The sequence below is a fragment of the Psychrobacter sp. DWR1-2-3 genome (assembly GCF_049896465.1).
GTDB classification, from domain to species: domain Bacteria; phylum Pseudomonadota; class Gammaproteobacteria; order Pseudomonadales; family Moraxellaceae; genus Psychrobacter; species Psychrobacter maritimus.
Map to the genome: position 1 here is coordinate 41536 of NZ_JAFCUJ010000009.1, position 16867 is coordinate 58402.

Annotated in this window: 13 protein-coding genes; 10 read left to right on the forward strand and 3 right to left on the reverse strand. The window is 43.1% G+C overall.

Features of this window, described 5'->3' with window-relative positions:
• Positions 1-234: 234 nt before the first annotated feature.
• Complete coding sequence (gene fadB, locus ACP7AA_RS12230) at positions 235-2394, reverse strand: fatty acid oxidation complex subunit alpha FadB (protein WP_201565841.1); 2160 nt, start codon at positions 2392-2394, stop codon at positions 235-237.
• 778 nt (positions 2395-3172) lie between these two features.
• Between fadB and ACP7AA_RS12235 the strand changes: the two genes are divergently transcribed.
• The 3 genes from ACP7AA_RS12235 (at position 3173) to ACP7AA_RS12245 (ending at position 6125) form a co-directional block, all read left to right on the forward strand.
• A complete protein-coding gene (locus tag ACP7AA_RS12235) occupies positions 3173-4318 on the forward strand; it encodes a polyprenyl synthetase family protein (protein ID WP_426223731.1) in 1146 nt (381 codons plus the stop codon).
• Between the two features lie 34 nt (positions 4319-4352).
• Positions 4353-5171 (forward strand): DUF72 domain-containing protein, encoded by an 819-nt coding sequence (locus tag ACP7AA_RS12240; RefSeq protein ID WP_426223732.1) that lies wholly within the window; start codon positions 4353-4355, stop codon positions 5169-5171.
• A 180-nt stretch (positions 5172-5351) separates the two neighbouring features.
• Positions 5352-6125 (forward strand): hypothetical protein, encoded by a 774-nt coding sequence (locus ACP7AA_RS12245; RefSeq protein WP_426223733.1) that lies wholly within the window; start codon positions 5352-5354, stop codon positions 6123-6125.
• 101 nt (positions 6126-6226) lie between these two features.
• Here ACP7AA_RS12245 and ACP7AA_RS12250 read toward each other — a convergent pair whose 3' ends face one another.
• Positions 6227-6856, reverse strand: a complete 630-nt coding sequence (locus ACP7AA_RS12250; protein ID WP_426223734.1) for a superoxide dismutase — start codon at positions 6854-6856, stop codon at positions 6227-6229.
• Positions 6857-7375: 519 nt separating this feature from the next.
• Here ACP7AA_RS12250 and rdgB point away from each other — a divergent pair.
• The 7 genes from rdgB to ACP7AA_RS12285 all read left to right on the forward strand — a co-directional run bounded on the left by rdgB (position 7376) and on the right by ACP7AA_RS12285 (position 15617).
• Complete coding sequence (rdgB, locus tag ACP7AA_RS12255; RefSeq protein WP_426223735.1) at positions 7376-8065, forward strand: RdgB/HAM1 family non-canonical purine NTP pyrophosphatase; 690 nt, start codon at positions 7376-7378, stop codon at positions 8063-8065.
• Positions 8066-8417: 352 nt separating this feature from the next.
• A complete protein-coding gene (locus ACP7AA_RS12260) occupies positions 8418-8543 on the forward strand; it encodes a hypothetical protein (protein WP_265089023.1) in 126 nt (41 codons plus the stop codon).
• 53 nt (positions 8544-8596) lie between these two features.
• Positions 8597-9940 (forward strand): trigger factor, encoded by a 1344-nt coding sequence (gene tig / locus ACP7AA_RS12265; protein ID WP_201554876.1) that lies wholly within the window; start codon positions 8597-8599, stop codon positions 9938-9940.
• Positions 9941-10544: 604 nt separating this feature from the next.
• Positions 10545-11192 carry an ATP-dependent Clp endopeptidase proteolytic subunit ClpP gene (gene clpP, locus ACP7AA_RS12270; protein WP_201620118.1) on the forward strand — a complete coding sequence of 216 codons (648 nt, stop codon included), beginning with the start codon at positions 10545-10547 and terminating at the stop codon, positions 11190-11192.
• Between the two features lie 150 nt (positions 11193-11342).
• Positions 11343-12656, forward strand: a complete 1314-nt coding sequence (clpX, locus tag ACP7AA_RS12275; RefSeq protein ID WP_201620100.1) for an ATP-dependent protease ATP-binding subunit ClpX — start codon at positions 11343-11345, stop codon at positions 12654-12656.
• A gap of 222 nt (positions 12657-12878) precedes the next feature.
• Positions 12879-13877, forward strand: coding sequence for an SDR family NAD(P)-dependent oxidoreductase (locus ACP7AA_RS12280; RefSeq protein WP_426223736.1), 999 nt, complete (start codon positions 12879-12881; stop codon positions 13875-13877).
• A gap of 744 nt (positions 13878-14621) precedes the next feature.
• Positions 14622-15617, forward strand: coding sequence for a c-type cytochrome (locus ACP7AA_RS12285; protein ID WP_426223737.1), 996 nt, complete (start codon positions 14622-14624; stop codon positions 15615-15617).
• Between the two features lie 107 nt (positions 15618-15724).
• Here the strand turns inward: ACP7AA_RS12285 and ACP7AA_RS12290 are convergent, their stop codons facing one another.
• Positions 15725-16822, reverse strand: a complete 1098-nt coding sequence (locus tag ACP7AA_RS12290) for a PTS transporter subunit IIC (protein WP_296177429.1) — start codon at positions 16820-16822, stop codon at positions 15725-15727.
• Positions 16823-16867: the final 45 nt, after the last annotated feature.

Genomic DNA, 16867 nt, shown 5'->3' on the forward strand with positions numbered 1-16867 from the left:
TTTTCAATTTTTATTGTCAGTGTAGTCAGTTCATTTTAGGCTATGACTGCGTCAATCTCGCTTAAAGTACAATAGGTACCTCTGCGCTCGATTTTCTTGTACTGGCCTAAATTCAACCAACTATAATCGTACGTCTGCTATTAAAGAATATTGGCATTAAAGAGCATAAATAACTAATTTTCTCTCAGCCTTAATAACAAACGTACGGCACTTCATCCTAGTAATGACTGCCCATTACGCCGTAGCGTAAAAGGTCTCGCCTGCTGCTGCCATATCGCGAATCTTTTGCGGGGCTTCATAGGCTTTGCCAAGGTATGCATATTTTTCACACAGCGCCAAGTAGTTATCTAGACCCATTTGGTCGATATAACGGCAAGGGCCACCGCGGAATGGTGGGAAACCAACGCCCATAATCATCGCCATATCGGCTTCAGATGGCGTGCTGACGATATTGTCTTCTAGGCAACGTACGGTCTCATTACAGAACGCTAGCATGGTGCGGTCAATGATGGCTTGATCGTCAAACGTTTGCTTGTCACTATCAGTGGTAGTTTTTAAGAGCTCATAAGTGGCTTCATCAGCAACTTTTTTAGGCTTGCCGCGTTTGTCCATCTCATACTTATAGAAACCAATGCCGTTTTTCTGACCTAGGCGTTTGTTTTCATATAAATGCTCGATAGCACCTTTATAATCAGGCTTCATGCGGTCAGGAAAACCTTCTGCCATGACTTCTGCACCGTGTACGCCAGTATCTAAACCAACGACGTCGATTAGGTAAGCAGGACCCATCGGCCAGCCGAATTTTTCCATGACTTTATCGACATGAGCAAAGTCCGCACCTTGCTTAAGGAGCAAGTCAAAGGCACCAAAGTATGGGAACAACACACGGTTTACCAAGAAACCTGGGCAGTCATTCACGACGACAGGCACTTTGCCCATTTTTGTGGCCAAAGCAACGGTCGTTGAAATAGCTTCTTCAGAAGATTTTTCACCGCGAATAACTTCTACTAGCGGCATACGGTTTACTGGGTTAAAGAAATGCATACCAACGAAGTTTTCTGGACGCTCTAGCGCTTCAGCTAGATAAGTAATAGAAATCGTTGAGGTGTTTGACGCTAGGATACAATCGTCTTTAACCAAGCCTTCAACTTCTTTTAGTACCGCACGCTTCACGTTTGGATTTTCTACCACCGCTTCGATAACGATGTCAGTCTCAGCAAAGTCACCATAATTCAAAGTCGGACGGATACGGCTTAACGTTTCACCCATTTTTGCTGGGGTCATCTTGCCACGTTCAACCATTTTGCCAAGTAGCTTACTGGCTTCGCCCATACCAAGGTCTAATTGCTCAGACTTGATGTCTTTCATGATGATTGGCAAGCCTTTGCTGGCTGCCTGATAAGCGATACCGCCGCCCATGATACCCGCGCCAAGTACCGCCGCTTCATTGATTTCATGTGCTTTTTTGCTGTGCTGCTTAGCTAATTTTTTGACCAACTGATCGTTTAAGAACAGACCAACCAAGCTTTCTGCTTGTGGGGTTTTCGCCGCTTTTGCAAAGTAAGTCGCTTCCACTTCGATTGCTTTATCACGTGGCAGATTTACATGCTTTTCAATTGCTTCAATAGCGATTGCTGGCGCTGGGTACTGCTTAGGATTGGCTTTGGCAAAAATCATACCTTTTGCGCTGTTAAATGCCATCGCTTGCTCAAGCTGGTTTAGCTTAACAGGCGCAAGCTTCTCTTCACGCTTCGCTTGCCAATCAAGCTCACCTGAGATACATTTTTTGACCAGATCAATCGCTGCATCTTGTAAATCATCGGCAGGAACAGTCGCATCCACTAAGCCAAGTTTTAACGCATCAAGTGCTTTCTTTGGTGTACCAGTGGCAATCAATTCAAGCGCATTGTCGATACCAATGATACGCGTACTACGAACCGTACCACCAAAACCTGGGAAAATACCCAATTGGGTTTCTGGTAGACCGATGATGGCTTTGTCGCTCATGACGCGGTATTCACAAACCAAGGTCATCTCACAACCACCGCCAAGCGCTGCGCCATTGATAGCGGCTACTTTTGGAAACGGCAAGTCTTCAAAACGGTTAAAGGCGTCATTGATGTTAACAACCCAGTCTTTAATTTCGCTTTCTGGCTTTTTAAAAGAGCCGACGAATTCTGTGATATCAGCACCAGCGATAAATACGCCTTTGCTCGACGTCACGATAAGACCCTTTACGTTATCCGCTTTTTCTAAAGCAGTAACCGCTTCGCCAAATTGCTTATTGGTTTCAGCATCAAACTTGTTCACGCTCTCATTTTCGGCGTTGTACTGCATGTTGGCGATGCCATCTTCTAGCATTGTCACCGTGATGCGATTTCCTTGGTATACCATTTGAAACTCCTTGCTATATAACGAAAGCTACGTTTTAAAATTAAAAGTTTTAAAATTAAAGTACATAGCCAGTTATTGTTAGTAAAACGAGTAATAACACTGCCAACCTACTGCCTTATAAAATAAAGTCAGTATAAAGTAAGCAGTGAAGGTGTCTTTATTATCCAGCGCTCATGCTGATATATTCATGTTCTATGCCGAATGTTACCGCGTTAGCACAACTGAATACGGCGCTTTATTTATATACGATTGTTGCCGGTATGCTGTGATAAATCCTAATGGTGCGAATACCCGTCGTATAAATACTGACTGAATATTGAGCTGATATGTCACATAGATAAGGGCTAAAAACCCACCTGCTAAGCACCAGACCATTTTCACGCCAATTAGTGTAGGGGATTATGCCCCCGACTGTCACAAGCTAATACCATACTCGCAAGTCACTCTTAAGTCGATACTAGCCCTTTACCTTGCTGCCAAGGTGCTTTAAGTGACTGCTTGTATACTGAGATTATATACTGACAATCATGCTTTGAACGCTTATAAATACCGCTTATTTATCGATAAGCGCTATCCCTTATCAAAACATATCCAACGGCCAAGATACATCGCCCATACGTAACGAGGGCTTGTTGTATTATTTCCGGCTTTCTTAAGCCAATTTTTTAACATTAAAGTGCCAAAAATGCGTCATTGATGATACCCGCTCGCTAAGGAATATAATCTATCATGCTACACTAGCACTATTTTTATTATTCACCTGATAGATGGTTGGGTTATGACTGTTTCTACTTCTTCTAATAATACGCCAAGCCTGATGCCTACAAGACTCGTATCTTTTGCTGGCTTTGATAACAACACCGAGCAATTTCATAGCGCCGTGCGCGCGCAACTGTCGCAAGATATCGAGGTGCTATTTGCTTACGCTGAGCTGCCAAGCCCACTGATTGATGCTTGCCGTTATGTGATGACCGGTCAAGGTAAATTGGTACGTCCATTATTGGTCGCCAGCGCCTTTGATAGTGTCAATCAAAGCAATGCTAATGACGGCGCTAATGACAATGTTAATGTTAATGACAGCGCTAATAACAATGTTAGTAATGACGATGAAAGCGCGGATAAAAGCACTGATAGAAGAACCACTTATAATAGCGATTTAGAATCACTACTAGAAAACGACTCCGATTATGATATGTGTCGCCGTGCGGCATTGGCAGTAGAGCTGCTGCATACCTATTCATTGGTGCATGATGACTTGCCATGTATGGACGATGATGAGCTGCGCCGTGGTCAGCCAACCGCTCATATTGTCTTTGAAGAATCAACCGCCCTGCTCGCCGGTGACGTATTACAGACGCTCGCTTTCGAAGTATTGACGGCTGAGCTGCCAACCTTTGCGCCGTTTGACTCAGCTATCGCAAGCCAGCTCATCGCGATATTTGCACCGCGTGCCAGACGTATGGTTTCGGGGCAAATGCTCGATCTTAATGCCGAAGCCAGTACAGACATCACACAAAGCGACTTGGAAGCTATCCATCGTGATAAAACGGGCGCATTGATTGAAGCGGCTATGCTGATGGGTGGTATTTGTGCTGGCGCGACCGCTCCACAGCGTATGGCTCTACAAGAGTGTGCGCAGCATATTGGTCTAGCCTTTCAGGTACAAGACGATATTTTAGACGTCACCACCAGCACCGATACGCTTGGCAAACCTGCTGGCAGCGATGAAAAATTAGACAAATCTACCTATGTAAAATTGATGGGCGTTGAGCAGGCAACCACCTATGCGCAATCGCTATTTAATGACGGACGCGCAGCCATTATTCGCGAGCTGAGCAGCCGTGAGCTGAGTGGCAAAAAAGACAGTGCAGACAACAACGCATTATTGGCACTCATCGAATGGCTCTGGTCACGTAAAAAATAAGCTTATTAATTATAAATAGCAAAGGGTGGTCAACATGGACAGTACCCCTACTCCGCGTATTTATCTTGGCACCGGCGGTTATAGCGATACCGACTTACTTGGTACGCTATATCCAATCGGCACCAAAAAAACCGACTTCTTACGCGAATACGCCAAACAATACGGCGCGGTGGAAATTAATAGCACTTTCTACGCGCCCATCGGGCAAAAAGCCTTTGCTGGCATGGTCGATAAAGCCTACGTGCAAGCAGACAGTGAGTTGAAGTTCGCGGTCAAACTGCATCAAGACTTTACTCATGCGCGCAAGGGCACAGCCGAACACGCCCAAGCATTTATTACTGCTCTCACGCCACTTATCGAAGCCAACGCTCTCGCGCCACTACTACTGCAATTCCCACACGGCTTTGATCGTACCCGCGAGCATCGTCTATATCTGGCAAACCTTGTCAGTTGGTTTAAGGAGTATCCGTTAGCCATCGAGTTTCGCCATAATGGTTGGCATACCCCGCAAGTGGTTGATAGTTTTGTCAAACAAGGCTTGATTTGGTGTAGCGTTGATTATCCCAAAGTCAGCGGTCTACCACCGTCACGATTGATATTTACCGAGCGCACGGGCTATCTGCGCATGCATGGTAATAATCTAAACTGGTGGGATGCGATGAGCGCTGCTGACCGTCATGATTATCGCTATAGCGAAGCTGAGATGCAGGACTGGGCGCAAGCGATTGCCAATCAGCGTCAGCATTTTGATACACTGTATATTTTCTTTCAAAATACCGTCAACGCGCATGCTTACTATAATATTGCGATGCTCAGAGAGGCGTTGGGTAGGTTTGGGTTTGAGGTGTTGTAGCACTACTCCCCACGCTATATATCAGAGGGTTTGACTAACTCTAGTTTAGATGAAAATCTATATTTTTAGGTTATTGTAGCTTCTTAGAAACATAGTAGAAAAGTTAGCTTGGGAACTTAAATCCACCCTTTTACTGCTGTAAAAAGCTGCCATTTATCACTATAGTAAAGAGTCGTTCTTATGAGAAAAAACCTTATAGTGTTTTTAGGATTAGGTACAATTTCTTTTATTCTTATTATATGTTTATTTCTGATAAACCCTAATGTAGCGAATATTATTGACGTAGATAGTGAAAATAATCAGCAAAAAGCCTACAAAGCTTTTGGTTTAGAAGAAGAGGATATGGGCATACACTACATCAAATTATCTAACCTAATAGAATCTGAAAGAAACGAAGCCTTAACTGCATTAAAAAATTTGAAAACTACTGGCAGCCTTAGTGGTGGCATACAGACAACAGAGTTTGATGAGACAATGATTGGGGAGGCTAAGAATAACTTCCAAGCCCTAGATGAAGATATCAATAAAGCTAAATATAAATTAACATTCGAGCCAGTTCTCTTAGATAATTTTTATAATAGTAAGTTGGTAGGTTTGAATAGCTCTGGCATATTAGCTAATAACAAATACAATATATTTTATCAGGTCTACGATATCAATAATGGTCAATCTGTTATTGAGCTCACAGAACATTATATACCTAAAAACGGTTCCGTCAGGCTAACAGTAATTGAGGATTTCTTGAACGATAAAGTCAATGATAAGCCTGCAAGACTAGAAAGCCTATATTCTGATAGACAAGAGCTTTTATACAATTTTAGCTGGCAAAATAACCAACGCTATTATGAATTAAATACTAAAAAGCTACCATTAATTGCTGTAAGAGAAATCGTAAACTTCATTGATTTAAGTTCCACTAAAATACAACTATTAGAAGAGAAGGAACCTAACTAATTAGACAATCCCAAAAGAGCCGCTTTTTATATAAATTCAAACCAAAAAAAGGACGCCTCTCAGCGTCCTTTTTTATTAATCAAAACCTTAGTGGTTAAAGATTACTCTTCAACACCAGCATCTTGACCTTTATATTTTGCGTTTGCGTAGTCCCAGTTCACTAGTTTGTCTAGGAACGTATCAACATAGTCAGGACGACGGTTACGATAATCGATGTAGTAAGCATGTTCCCATACATCACAAGTCAATACGGCAACTTGGTCATGTGCTAATGGGGTATCAGCGTTAGCTGTTTTGGCGATAGACAATTTGCCACCGACTTTATCAGCCACTAGCCAAGCCCAACCTGAACCGAACTGAGTCAATGCTGCGTTTTTGAACTCTTCACGGAATTTGTCATAGCTACCGAAATCTTCTTCGATTTTCGCTTTCAAGTCACCAGTAGGTTCGCCGCCGCCGTTTGTTGGCGTCATGCAGTTCCAGTAGAACGTGTGGTTCCATACTTGGGCTGCTTGGTTAAACATAACTTGTTTGCTGTCATCTTTAGCGGTTGCTACGATGATTTCTGACAAAGTTTTGTCTTCTAGACCAGAACCTGGTAGCAATTCGTTTAACTTAGTCACATATGCGTTGTGATGCTTGTCATGATGGTATTCTAGCGTTTCAGCACTGATATGTGGCTCTAGCGCGTCTTTCGCATACGGTAGTTCTGGTAATGTAATCTTTGACATATTATTTTATCCTTGCTGGTTTAGCCATTAGTATTAGGTATAGCTTAAAACGAACGCTATAAATTATGAGACTAAATTGGCTTAGTTTATTGTTAGAGAAATTTAACACTCACTAGGCTAACACATAATGCGGTAAACCTAAAAAAGCGCTAAATTTGAAAGTTATCTTAAGCGAGCAACACTCAATAGTTATTATATCGTTAAATACGAGAAATTTTAAACACTCAAGCTTTTAAATGCCAAGTCATTAAACATCAAAACTATCAAATACCAAAACAGGGACTTAAAAACCATTATTAGCGTTTAAAACTATTTACTAACGATTAAAGCTATTATTAACTTTAAGTACACAAGCTATAAGATATAATTCACTGTAGCTTGTTGCCTATTATAGCAATAGTGACGACAAATATCAGTTACCAAATGTTATGAATCAGCGATTCGTTATGCTAATTGGTAATTTAGCCGATGCTAGCCTAGAATATGCACGTATAAGCGACTCAATTACGGACAAAGAATATGAATCAAGCCAGCGCCACAGAGACTCATCAACAAGCATCCACCTTAAATGATTCAAATCCAGACACGCCGCAAAACCAATGGGTGCTCGCCAGTAACAATAAAGGCAAACTTGCTGAGTTTACTCGCCTATTTGCTGAGGCAGATTTGGATGTGACGATTGTCCCGCAAGGTCAGCTTGATATCGACGATACAATCGAGGATGGATTAAGCTTCGTTGAAAACGCTATCATCAAAGCGCGGCATGCCAGCCGAGCAAGCGGTCTACCTGCGATTGCTGATGATTCAGGGTTATGCGTGCCAGCATTGGGCAATGCACCCGGCATCTACTCTGCTCGCTATGCAGGCGAGCACGGCAATGACAGTAAAAATAATGCCAAACTTGTTGCCGACTTGCAGCCTATTCGCGCAGCACAGCCAGATGAGCCTATTAAAGGCATGTTCGTTTGCGTATTGGCGATGGTACGTCATGCCGATGACCCGTTACCAATTATCGCCCAAGGTTTATGGCACGGTGAGATTTTGACGGCGCCGCATGGCGATGGCGGTTTTGGTTATGACCCGCTGTTTTGGTTGCCAGATTTGCAAGCAACGGCGGCAAGCCTCAGCGCTGCTGATAAAAACAGCATCAGTCATCGCGGTCAGGCGATTGAGCAATTATTGGCACAGTTGCCTTTATTGTCTTTATAAAAGCAATCCGAATAAAAGCAGTCCTAACTTATCGTCGATCCATAGCGTTTACTGCTTTGCTATGTTATTAATACCCATAATAGTTAATACCGATTATAGTTATTACCCATAATACGACAATATTAACCCAGCGATTTTATTTAAACGGACGATAGCAGCGCTGCCCTATATAGACCGCAAACAGATAATTTTTACTTTGATAAACAGATGGATTATACTGTTCTACTTTTAAAATTTTGTTGAAAGCCGTTATTTGTCTGTATAATTGCGCAAAAAGCGTTATTATGCGACCTATTCATGGTTAATATTGATATCAGATAGCGTCTATTCAGATAAAGCGTTTCACATTTTTGTGTCAGTAGCGATTGCTACGGGCACGGACTGCGAAATTGCGCGCTATCAATATCCCCTATTTATTCCAACGGCAATCGGTCACACCCGCCCGTATTTTGAGGCACGGTTGTCTATTACTATTTAACCCTAAGTACTATTTAATCAAACGTACTATTAAATCCTAAAGGTGTAATGAACATGGCTACAGATTTACAAGTTACAACCAACAAGCTGTCTAACAAAGAAACTCAGCTAACGGTTAAAGTACCCGTTGAAAAAATTCAAAACAAAGTTGAAGGCCGTATTCGCCAAGTTGCGAAAACTGCCAAGATTGACGGTTTCCGTAAAGGTAACGTCCCTATGTCACATATCCGTTCACAGTACGGTGCTGGCATTCAACAAGAAGTTATCAACGATGTGATCCGTGATACCGTTTTTGAAGCGATCAAATCGGAAGACATCCGCGCCGTTGGCATGCCTAACATCGATGATGTAAAACTTGAAGATGATTTCTTGGTATATCAAGCGACTGTTGAAATCTTCCCAGAAATCGACGTGCAAGGTATTGATGAGATCGAAGTTGAGCGTCACACAGCGACGGTTAGCGATGAAGACGTTGACACCATGATTGAAAACCTACAAAAACAACGTGAAGAATTCGTTGAGAAAAAAGGTAAAGCGGCCAAAGACAACCAAGTAACATTTGACTTTGAAGGCTCAATCGACGGCGAAAAATTCGAAGGCGGTTCTGCTGAAGACTTCAAATTGGTTATCGGTAGCAACCAGATGATTCCAGGCTTTGAAGATGGCATCAAAGGCATGAAAGCTGGCGAAGAAAAAGTCATTGACGTCACTTTCCCAGAAGATTACCAAGCTGAAAACTTGGCTGGTAAAGAAGCCCAGTTCAAAATCAACGTAAAATTGGTTGAAAAATCAAAACTACCTGAAATCAACGAAGAGTTCCTAGAGCTATTCGGTGTTAAAGAAGGCGGCGTTGAGAAATTAAAAGAAGACGTGCGTAAAAACATGGAACGCGAAATCAAAAATGCGGCGCGTAGCCAAGTAAAACAAGCGACCTTTGATGCGCTGCTAGAAAAGAACGAGTTTGACGTACCAAACGCCATGCTAGAGCAAGAAATCGAGCGTCAACGCAACATGATGATGCAACGTTTTTCTCAGCAGTTCGGTGCCAATGCTGATAGCTTCGATAAAGACATGCTGCCAAATGAGCTGTTTGAAGAGCAAGCGCTACGTGCTGCCCGTCTTGGCATCATCGTTGCTCGCGTTATCGACACCAAAGGCTTAGAAGTCGACCAAGAGCGTGTTGAAAGCTTTATCAAAGAAGCCGCTGAAAACTACGAAGACCCAAGCGAGGTCATCGAGTACTACACCAATGACAAGCAGCAACGCGCTAACATTGAGTCTGTGGTTCTAGAAGACCAAGTGGTTGATTATTTAATTGAGCAAGGTAAAGTAACTGACAAAGAAGTCAGCTACCAAGACTTGCTAGCTGCTCAGCAACAACAGCAGCAAGGTATGTAATTTAGTAAGAGATAACTTGGCAACTTGCCATTAATGGCACATTGCTACTCTTACTGTAAAAATGCTAAACACAATACCCTAATACAATGCCCTAACATCTTGTTAGGGCATTTTTATTGCAAGCTTATAAATTACTGGCTTATTAGCTACTTTTATCTGGTGTTTATTGCTACTGCCCTTGATAAATGGGCACAGACGCCTTATTAATAGGGAGTCATTTATCATTTGTCACATTAAAAAGTTACTATTGCCGCAATAAAAAAGTTACCATTAGCTCAATTATTTTTAGCAGCTGCTATTTTTGACAGCTGCTATTTATAGCAAGTAGATGGAATAACTTTTAAGCGCCGTCTTAAATCATGAATATGATTGGCTACTTGCTAGCGATATTTAGAGCATTTAATTAAACCGAATAGGTTTTATTAGCAGACAGCTTTTATTAACAGGCAGCTTTTATTCATAGGCGGCAATGTTTACAATGATAACCACCATAAAAATTTAGCCAACAGCTAGCCTATACCTCTTTACTTTATGTACTTATAAACAGGACATCTTTATGACAGATTATGATCGCATCACTGCTAACCCGCATTTTGATATGTTGATGAGTGCGCACACCACTGCCCAAAGCGCACAATATAACCAAAGCGCGCCCCAAGCCGCATTAGTTCCAATGGTGGTTGAGCAGTCAGCGCGCGGTGAACGCTCGTTTGATATTTTCTCACGCCTATTACGTGAGCGCGTTATCTTTTTGACCGGTCAAGTTGAAGACCATATGGCCAATCTTATTGTGGCGCAGCTATTATTTTTAGAAGCAGAAAACCCTGATAAAGACATCCATTTATATATCAACTCGCCAGGCGGCTCAGTCAGTGCTGGCTTGGCTATTTTTGATACCATGAACTTTATCAAACCTGAAGTTTCGACCATTTGTATGGGCGGCGCTTATAGCATGGGCTCATTTTTGCTGGCAGCTGGCGAAAAAGGCAAACGTTATGCCCTAGCCAACTCTCGCGTGATGATTCACCAGCCTTCAGGCGGCGCGCAAGGTCAAGCAACCGATATCGAAATTAATGCGCGTGAAATTCTAAAAACGCGTGCTCGCTTGAACGAGATTTTGGCTGAGCGTACCGGTCAACCCGTCGAGAAAATCGAAAAAGACGTTGAGCGTGACTATTGGTTAGATGCCAAAGAAGCCAAAGAATATGGTTTGGTTGACGAAGTATTAGAGCGTCGCCCGACTTCTCTATAAGCGCTTTAATAGCAGCCGTCTAAGAGACTTTAAAACATCAGATGCCTAAGCGCGATAGGGTAAGAGAAAATATATTAAGTGCCCGGCGCTTTTGCATCGATGTCCATAATCAGAATATTGATCAGTATAAAATTTTAGGAGTGCCTGTATATGGCAGAAGATAACACCCCGCAGTGTTCGTTTTGCGGCAAAGAAAAAAGTGAAGTAAAGCAGCTGATTGCCGCTGACGACGCCAATATTTGTAATGAATGTATTGAGCTATGTACAGACCTGATTGCCGATAGCGCCGAAGATGGTGACGACGACAGCGACATTGATACCTCTTGGGTCAATAAAAAGCTGCCAACACCAAAAGAGCTACGTGCCAAGCTTGACGAATATGTCATCGGGCAAGATGCGGCGAAAAAAGCCTTGGCAGTGGCGGTTTATAACCATTATAAACGCCTAAAAGTCAGCCAAACCTTAGCCAATGACAGCAAAAAAGCTAAAATCGGTGCTGATGATGCCATGGTTGAATTGGCAAAAAGTAATATCTTGCTGATTGGTCCTACCGGTTCTGGTAAAACCTTACTGGCACAAACTCTAGCACGTTTACTTGATGTACCTTTTGCGATGGCAGATGCCACTACCTTAACCGAAGCTGGTTATGTCGGTGAAGATGTTGAAAACATCGTGCAAAAGCTATTGCAAGCATCAGATTATGACGTCAGTAAAGCTGAGCAAGGTATCATTTATATCGATGAGATTGATAAAATCAGCAAAAAAGGCGACAACCCTTCTATCACCCGTGACGTATCAGGTGAAGGTGTGCAGCAAGCCTTGCTTAAGCTTATCGAAGGCACGGTTGCCGCTATTCCGCCGCACGGTGGTCGCAAGCATCCACAGCAAGAGCTTATCCAAGTTGATACCAGTAATATTCTTATCATCGTTGGTGGTGCGTTTGCCGGTCTTGATAAAGTGATTCAGCAGCGTACTGAAAAAACAGGTATTGGCTTTAATGCCGATGTCAGCTCAAAAGACGACAGTAAACGTAGCTCAGAGCTACTGCAACAAGTAGAGCCGGAAGATTTAATCAAGTTCGGTCTTATCCCAGAGCTGATCGGTCGTCTTCCTGTGCTTGCTGCCCTTACAGAGCTTGATGAAGAAGCTTTGGTGCAAATTCTCACAGAGCCTAAGAATGCGTTGGTTAAGCAGTATAAGTATCTTTTTGATATGGAAGGCGCTGACATTACCTTTACCAAAGAAGCGCTTGATGCGATTGCTAAAAAAGCAATGGCACGCAAAACAGGTGCCCGTGGTCTGCGCTCTATCGTAGAAAATGCCCTACTTGAAACCATGTATGAGCTGCCTTCAATGGAAAATGCTAAGACCGTACTCGTTGATGAAGCAGTAATCAACGACGGTAAAATCCCTGAAATCACCTTCTCTAACGGTGACTCAGAACAGATAGCGATAGACGCTTAAAAGGTCTTATCTGCTTTATTGAAGCGGTAATTAAAGTAAAAGTGTCTAGTGTAAATTATGCTAGACACTTTTTTTATGTCCGCTTACTTCTCATTTTATTTCTTGCAGCGAATGTAGTGGGTAAAAATAACAGCCGCGTTTATCAATTGCTATCAGCGCTTATCATCAATCATGCTAAAGTAGAAATACCAATACAATTAATGATACAAAGGACTGTTTATCATGCTTAACACTGTTTCTGGAAATGTCTCTGCAATAGCAACCTCACTACGCCAATATCTGCCTTTTTCCTCGCAGCAAGACCTTGACATTACCTCCTATTACCGCAACCATGTCGCCGCTATCACTGGCGCTGGCTCTGGCATGGGGCGCGAGCTTGCCATTCATTTAGCAAAAATGGGCTGCCATGTGGCGCTATCAGATATCAATGCTGAGCAATTGGCACAAACCAAAGATTTACTGGTCAGCTATGATGTCAAAGTCACCACCACGGTACTCGATGTCTCAGATAATAAAGCCGTCGAAGCGTGGGCGGATAGCGTGATGGCGGAGCATGGTAAAGTAAACTTTATCTTTAATAATGCGGGCGTAGCGCTTTATTCAAGCGTAGAAGGTAGCAGCATTAGCGAGCTTGAATGGGTCATGGATATCAACTTTTGGGGCGTGGTTTACGGCACCAAGGCGTTTTTGCCATTGATTAAAAATAGCGTGAAAGAAAGCGAAAAAGAAAACGGCCATATTATTAATATATCCAGCCTCTTTGGTTTGACCGCGCAGCCGTCACAGTCTGCTTATAACGCCAGCAAATTTGCCGTACGTGGCTTTACTGAAAGTCTGCGTCAAGAGCTAGATATTCAGCGCTGCGGCGTTTCAGCGACCTGCATTCATCCCGGTGGCATCAAAACCAATATCGCCAATAGCGCCCGTGGTAACGACAGTATCAGCGACCTTGGCATGCGTAGCGGCCGCAAAGCCATCAGTAGCTTTAATAAATTTCTAAAATTTGATGCCAGCGCTGCTGCTTGGATTATTTTGCAGGCTGCCGCGACCAATCAGCCACGCTGCTTGATTGGCAGTGATGCCAAAATGATAGATGCTGTTCAGCGCGTATTCCCAGCACGCTATAGCAAGGTATTGAATGACGTCAATAAGCTATCGCGTCAATTAAAAGGCAAAAAACGCGCAAAAACGGCTAACCGTAAAGCGGCGATTGTTAATTAATATAGCGGCAGATAAACGATAATAAGTTAAACAGCTGTCGTTTATCCGATCTAAAACCGATACAAAGTGCTAACGGGGTGAGTTTTTTGCAGCCTCTGTCACGCCTGCGAACAGCAAGCAAGAAAAATCTATCCCATTAGCACAAGAATACTAACGTATCGATTTTATTTTGCACTTACTATATTAAAATGTCTTCATCAAAAAAAGCGCGTAAATAATTTCATATTTACGCGCTTTTTAGTAAAAGTAGTATGCTTTGCTATTTAGAACGTTCACCATCTGTTGGCATCATTTGTCGCTTTAGTGTTCTTTTTCAATTTAAAAACACTTTACGTATTTGTATTTGTATTTGATACAATTATGTTACTAGCAAATTACAGATTAATTACTGGTCGAGTTTTGATAGGCAGAATCAAGCGGATTAATAGCTAATATTAGGCAGTAGCGATAAGTTGAATGATATGACGCCAACTATAGTCAAAATACCCTAAAAACGCTACGGTATTGCTGATATCAATTTTTTGTAGCCTCTGTCTGCGCAGGCGCAGCAAGCAAGAAAAATTGATATCAGCAGTGCGTGATGTGTCGATATTACTTTTCACTCACTATATGTTGGCATTGATCAATACTGAAATCCGAGCCATTTATTTAGCTAAAATCTTAAAATAAGTTTTGCCATCATGACGACCAAACTATCATATAAATATAGATTTACATATTATTTTCTAACATAAGGATATTCCAATGATAAACTTTCCACGTGCCAAGCCCTCCTCCCTGTTAGTAGCCACTATCTTTGCCATCAGCGCTGTCAGTATGGCCGGCTGTAGTAATAGCAATGAGACCAAAGCCGTTAACCGTTTGGAAGAAGCAGAAGCCTTGGCTCGCGTTAAAGCCCTCGAAGCCCGTGCCGAAACGCTAAAAGGCAATATGCCAGCTGCCAGTGATATGAGCGCTAGCGCAGGCGGCGGTGATGCGGCAGGGGCAGCAGGCGGCAAACCAGCGATTAATATGCCAGACGAATCTACCATCCCAGATGACGAGCGCGGTGCCGCCATTCGTCGAGGTTTACAGATTGTCAATCATACTTATAAAGAGATGCCAAATAACGTTGGCAACCAGCTCAACTGTACCAGCTGTCATTTAGGCAACGGCTCAGAAGCGTTTGCGGCGCCATGGAATGGTCTGCCGGGCATCTTCCCTATTTATCGTTCGCGCGGAGGTCGTATCAACTCCTTGCAAGAGCGTGTCAATGGTTGTTTTGAACGCTCAATGAACGGTACAGCGCTTGATTTGGGCTCAGATGATATGAACGCCATTATCTCTTATATGACTTGGCTGTCGCAAGATATGCCCGTCGGCGTATCTCCTGAAGGCCGCGGTTTTGTCAAAGTGAATAAAGAGTTAGAGCCAAACCCTGAAACGGGCGAAAAGCTATTTGCAGAAAAATGTAGCGTTTGTCACGGTGATAATGGCGAAGGTCAGTATAATGACGATGGTACTTATATCTATCCTGCGGTAGCTGGCGATAAATCCTTTAATGATGGCGCAGGGATGGCACGTACTTATACTGCCGCCGCCTTTATCAAAGGTAAAATGCCATTTGGACAAGGTAATACGCTAAGCGACCAAGAAGCGGTCGATATTGCCGCCTACTTTACCCACTTGCCACGCCCTGTAAAAGCCAATAAAGACAAAGATTGGCCGAACGGCGATGCACCAAAAGATGTCCGTCGTTAATTAAAAAAATGATAAGTGTTAGCATGAAAAAAAGCCCAGCTACTTAAATAGCTGGGCTTTTTTATAGTTATTGATGCTTAGTATAATTTGATTGATTTAATTTTAATTTAAGGCAGTTTCATATCGCCATCGACCAACCAACCAAGGCGGCGCATCACATAAGCGACCACCCCAGCGATAAGCGCAGGTAAAATAAACATCAATAAAATAATCGCCGTCCATAATTGAGCGCTACTCATAATTCCTTGTGATGCTTCAATGACGCCAAATACCCCGACCAATCCTGCCGTACCCATACCGGCCCCAGTCGCCGTACAAGCCAGCCCAAAGCCAACAGTTGCGATAGGACCAACAATAGCACTGGCGATAACGGCTGGCAGTAAAACAATCGGTTTTCTAAGGACGTTAGGGATTTGTAGCATACTGGTGCCAAGTCCTTGAGATATGACGCCACTAACGCCGTTATCTTTAAAACTGGCCACCGCAAAACCAATCATATGCGCCGCACAGCCAACGACAGCCGCCCCGCCCGCTAAGCCGCCAAGCCCAATAGCGATACAGATAGCAGCGCTTGAGGTCGGTAGTGTTAATAGAATTCCAACGACGACTGCTATCACGATACCCATTAATAATGGCTGCAATTCAGTTGCGGCTTGAATGCCTTGACCAATCGCATTGACCGCAGCAACGACCGGAGGATTAAGCAGCGCACAGACGATTAGGGCCACCGTACATACTACTAACGGTATCAGCAAAATATCGAGCTTGGTTTTGCCCGCGACCCAAGTACCAGCACGATAAGCAAATACTGAGGTCAAATAAGCACCAATCGGATTACCGGGCACGGCAGCAAAGGTTGCTGGACCGGCTTCTTGCGCGATAAATAAGTTGCCTGCCATCAAAGCTTCAGAATGCGCACCAAGCATCCCTGCAACCAAGCAGCTTAGCATCACCAAAGTTGGCGCTTTAAGATAATAAGCGATACCGACACCGATACCCGCACCCATTAATACTGAGGCCAGTTTTCCAACCGCAACCAAGGCGGGCAAGTTTAACCAGCCACCGATTTGCGAGATGATAAGACCGGCAATCAGGGTAACAAACAGTCCTAACGCCATCCCAGTGAAAGCATCGATAAAATACTTTTGGAAAAAAGCTCGAATCATACCGACGGGTGCAGTTTCTGAAGGTGTCACAGTCATCATGATGCTCTTATGTTAAGTTTGATAAAAGATGCCAAAAAATATATC

Bases quoted from the DNA above. Each gene is read 5' to 3' on its own strand.
- rdgB (WP_426223735.1), top strand. From the start codon at position 7,376: ATGAATCAAGCCAGCGCCACAGAGACTCATCAACAAGCATCCACCTTA.
- clpX (WP_201620100.1), top strand. From the start codon at position 11,343: ATGGCAGAAGATAACACCCCGCAGTGTTCGTTTTGCGGCAAAGAAAAA.
- clpP (WP_201620118.1), top strand. From the start codon at position 10,545: ATGAGTGCGCACACCACTGCCCAAAGCGCACAATATAACCAAAGCGCG.
- ACP7AA_RS12235 (WP_426223731.1), top strand. From the start codon at position 3,173: ATGACTGTTTCTACTTCTTCTAATAATACGCCAAGCCTGATGCCTACA.
- fadB (WP_201565841.1), bottom strand. From the start codon at position 2,394: ATGGTATACCAAGGAAATCGCATCACGGTGACAATGCTAGAAGATGGC.
- ACP7AA_RS12290 (WP_296177429.1), bottom strand. From the start codon at position 16,822: ATGATGACTGTGACACCTTCAGAAACTGCACCCGTCGGTATGATTCGA.
- ACP7AA_RS12245 (WP_426223733.1), top strand. From the start codon at position 5,352: ATGAGAAAAAACCTTATAGTGTTTTTAGGATTAGGTACAATTTCTTTT.
- ACP7AA_RS12285 (WP_426223737.1), top strand. From the start codon at position 14,622: ATGATAAACTTTCCACGTGCCAAGCCCTCCTCCCTGTTAGTAGCCACT.
- ACP7AA_RS12250 (WP_426223734.1), bottom strand. From the start codon at position 6,856: ATGTCAAAGATTACATTACCAGAACTACCGTATGCGAAAGACGCGCTA.
- ACP7AA_RS12240 (WP_426223732.1), top strand. From the start codon at position 4,353: ATGGACAGTACCCCTACTCCGCGTATTTATCTTGGCACCGGCGGTTAT.
- ACP7AA_RS12280 (WP_426223736.1), top strand. From the start codon at position 12,879: ATGCTTAACACTGTTTCTGGAAATGTCTCTGCAATAGCAACCTCACTA.
- tig (WP_201554876.1), top strand. From the start codon at position 8,597: ATGGCTACAGATTTACAAGTTACAACCAACAAGCTGTCTAACAAAGAA.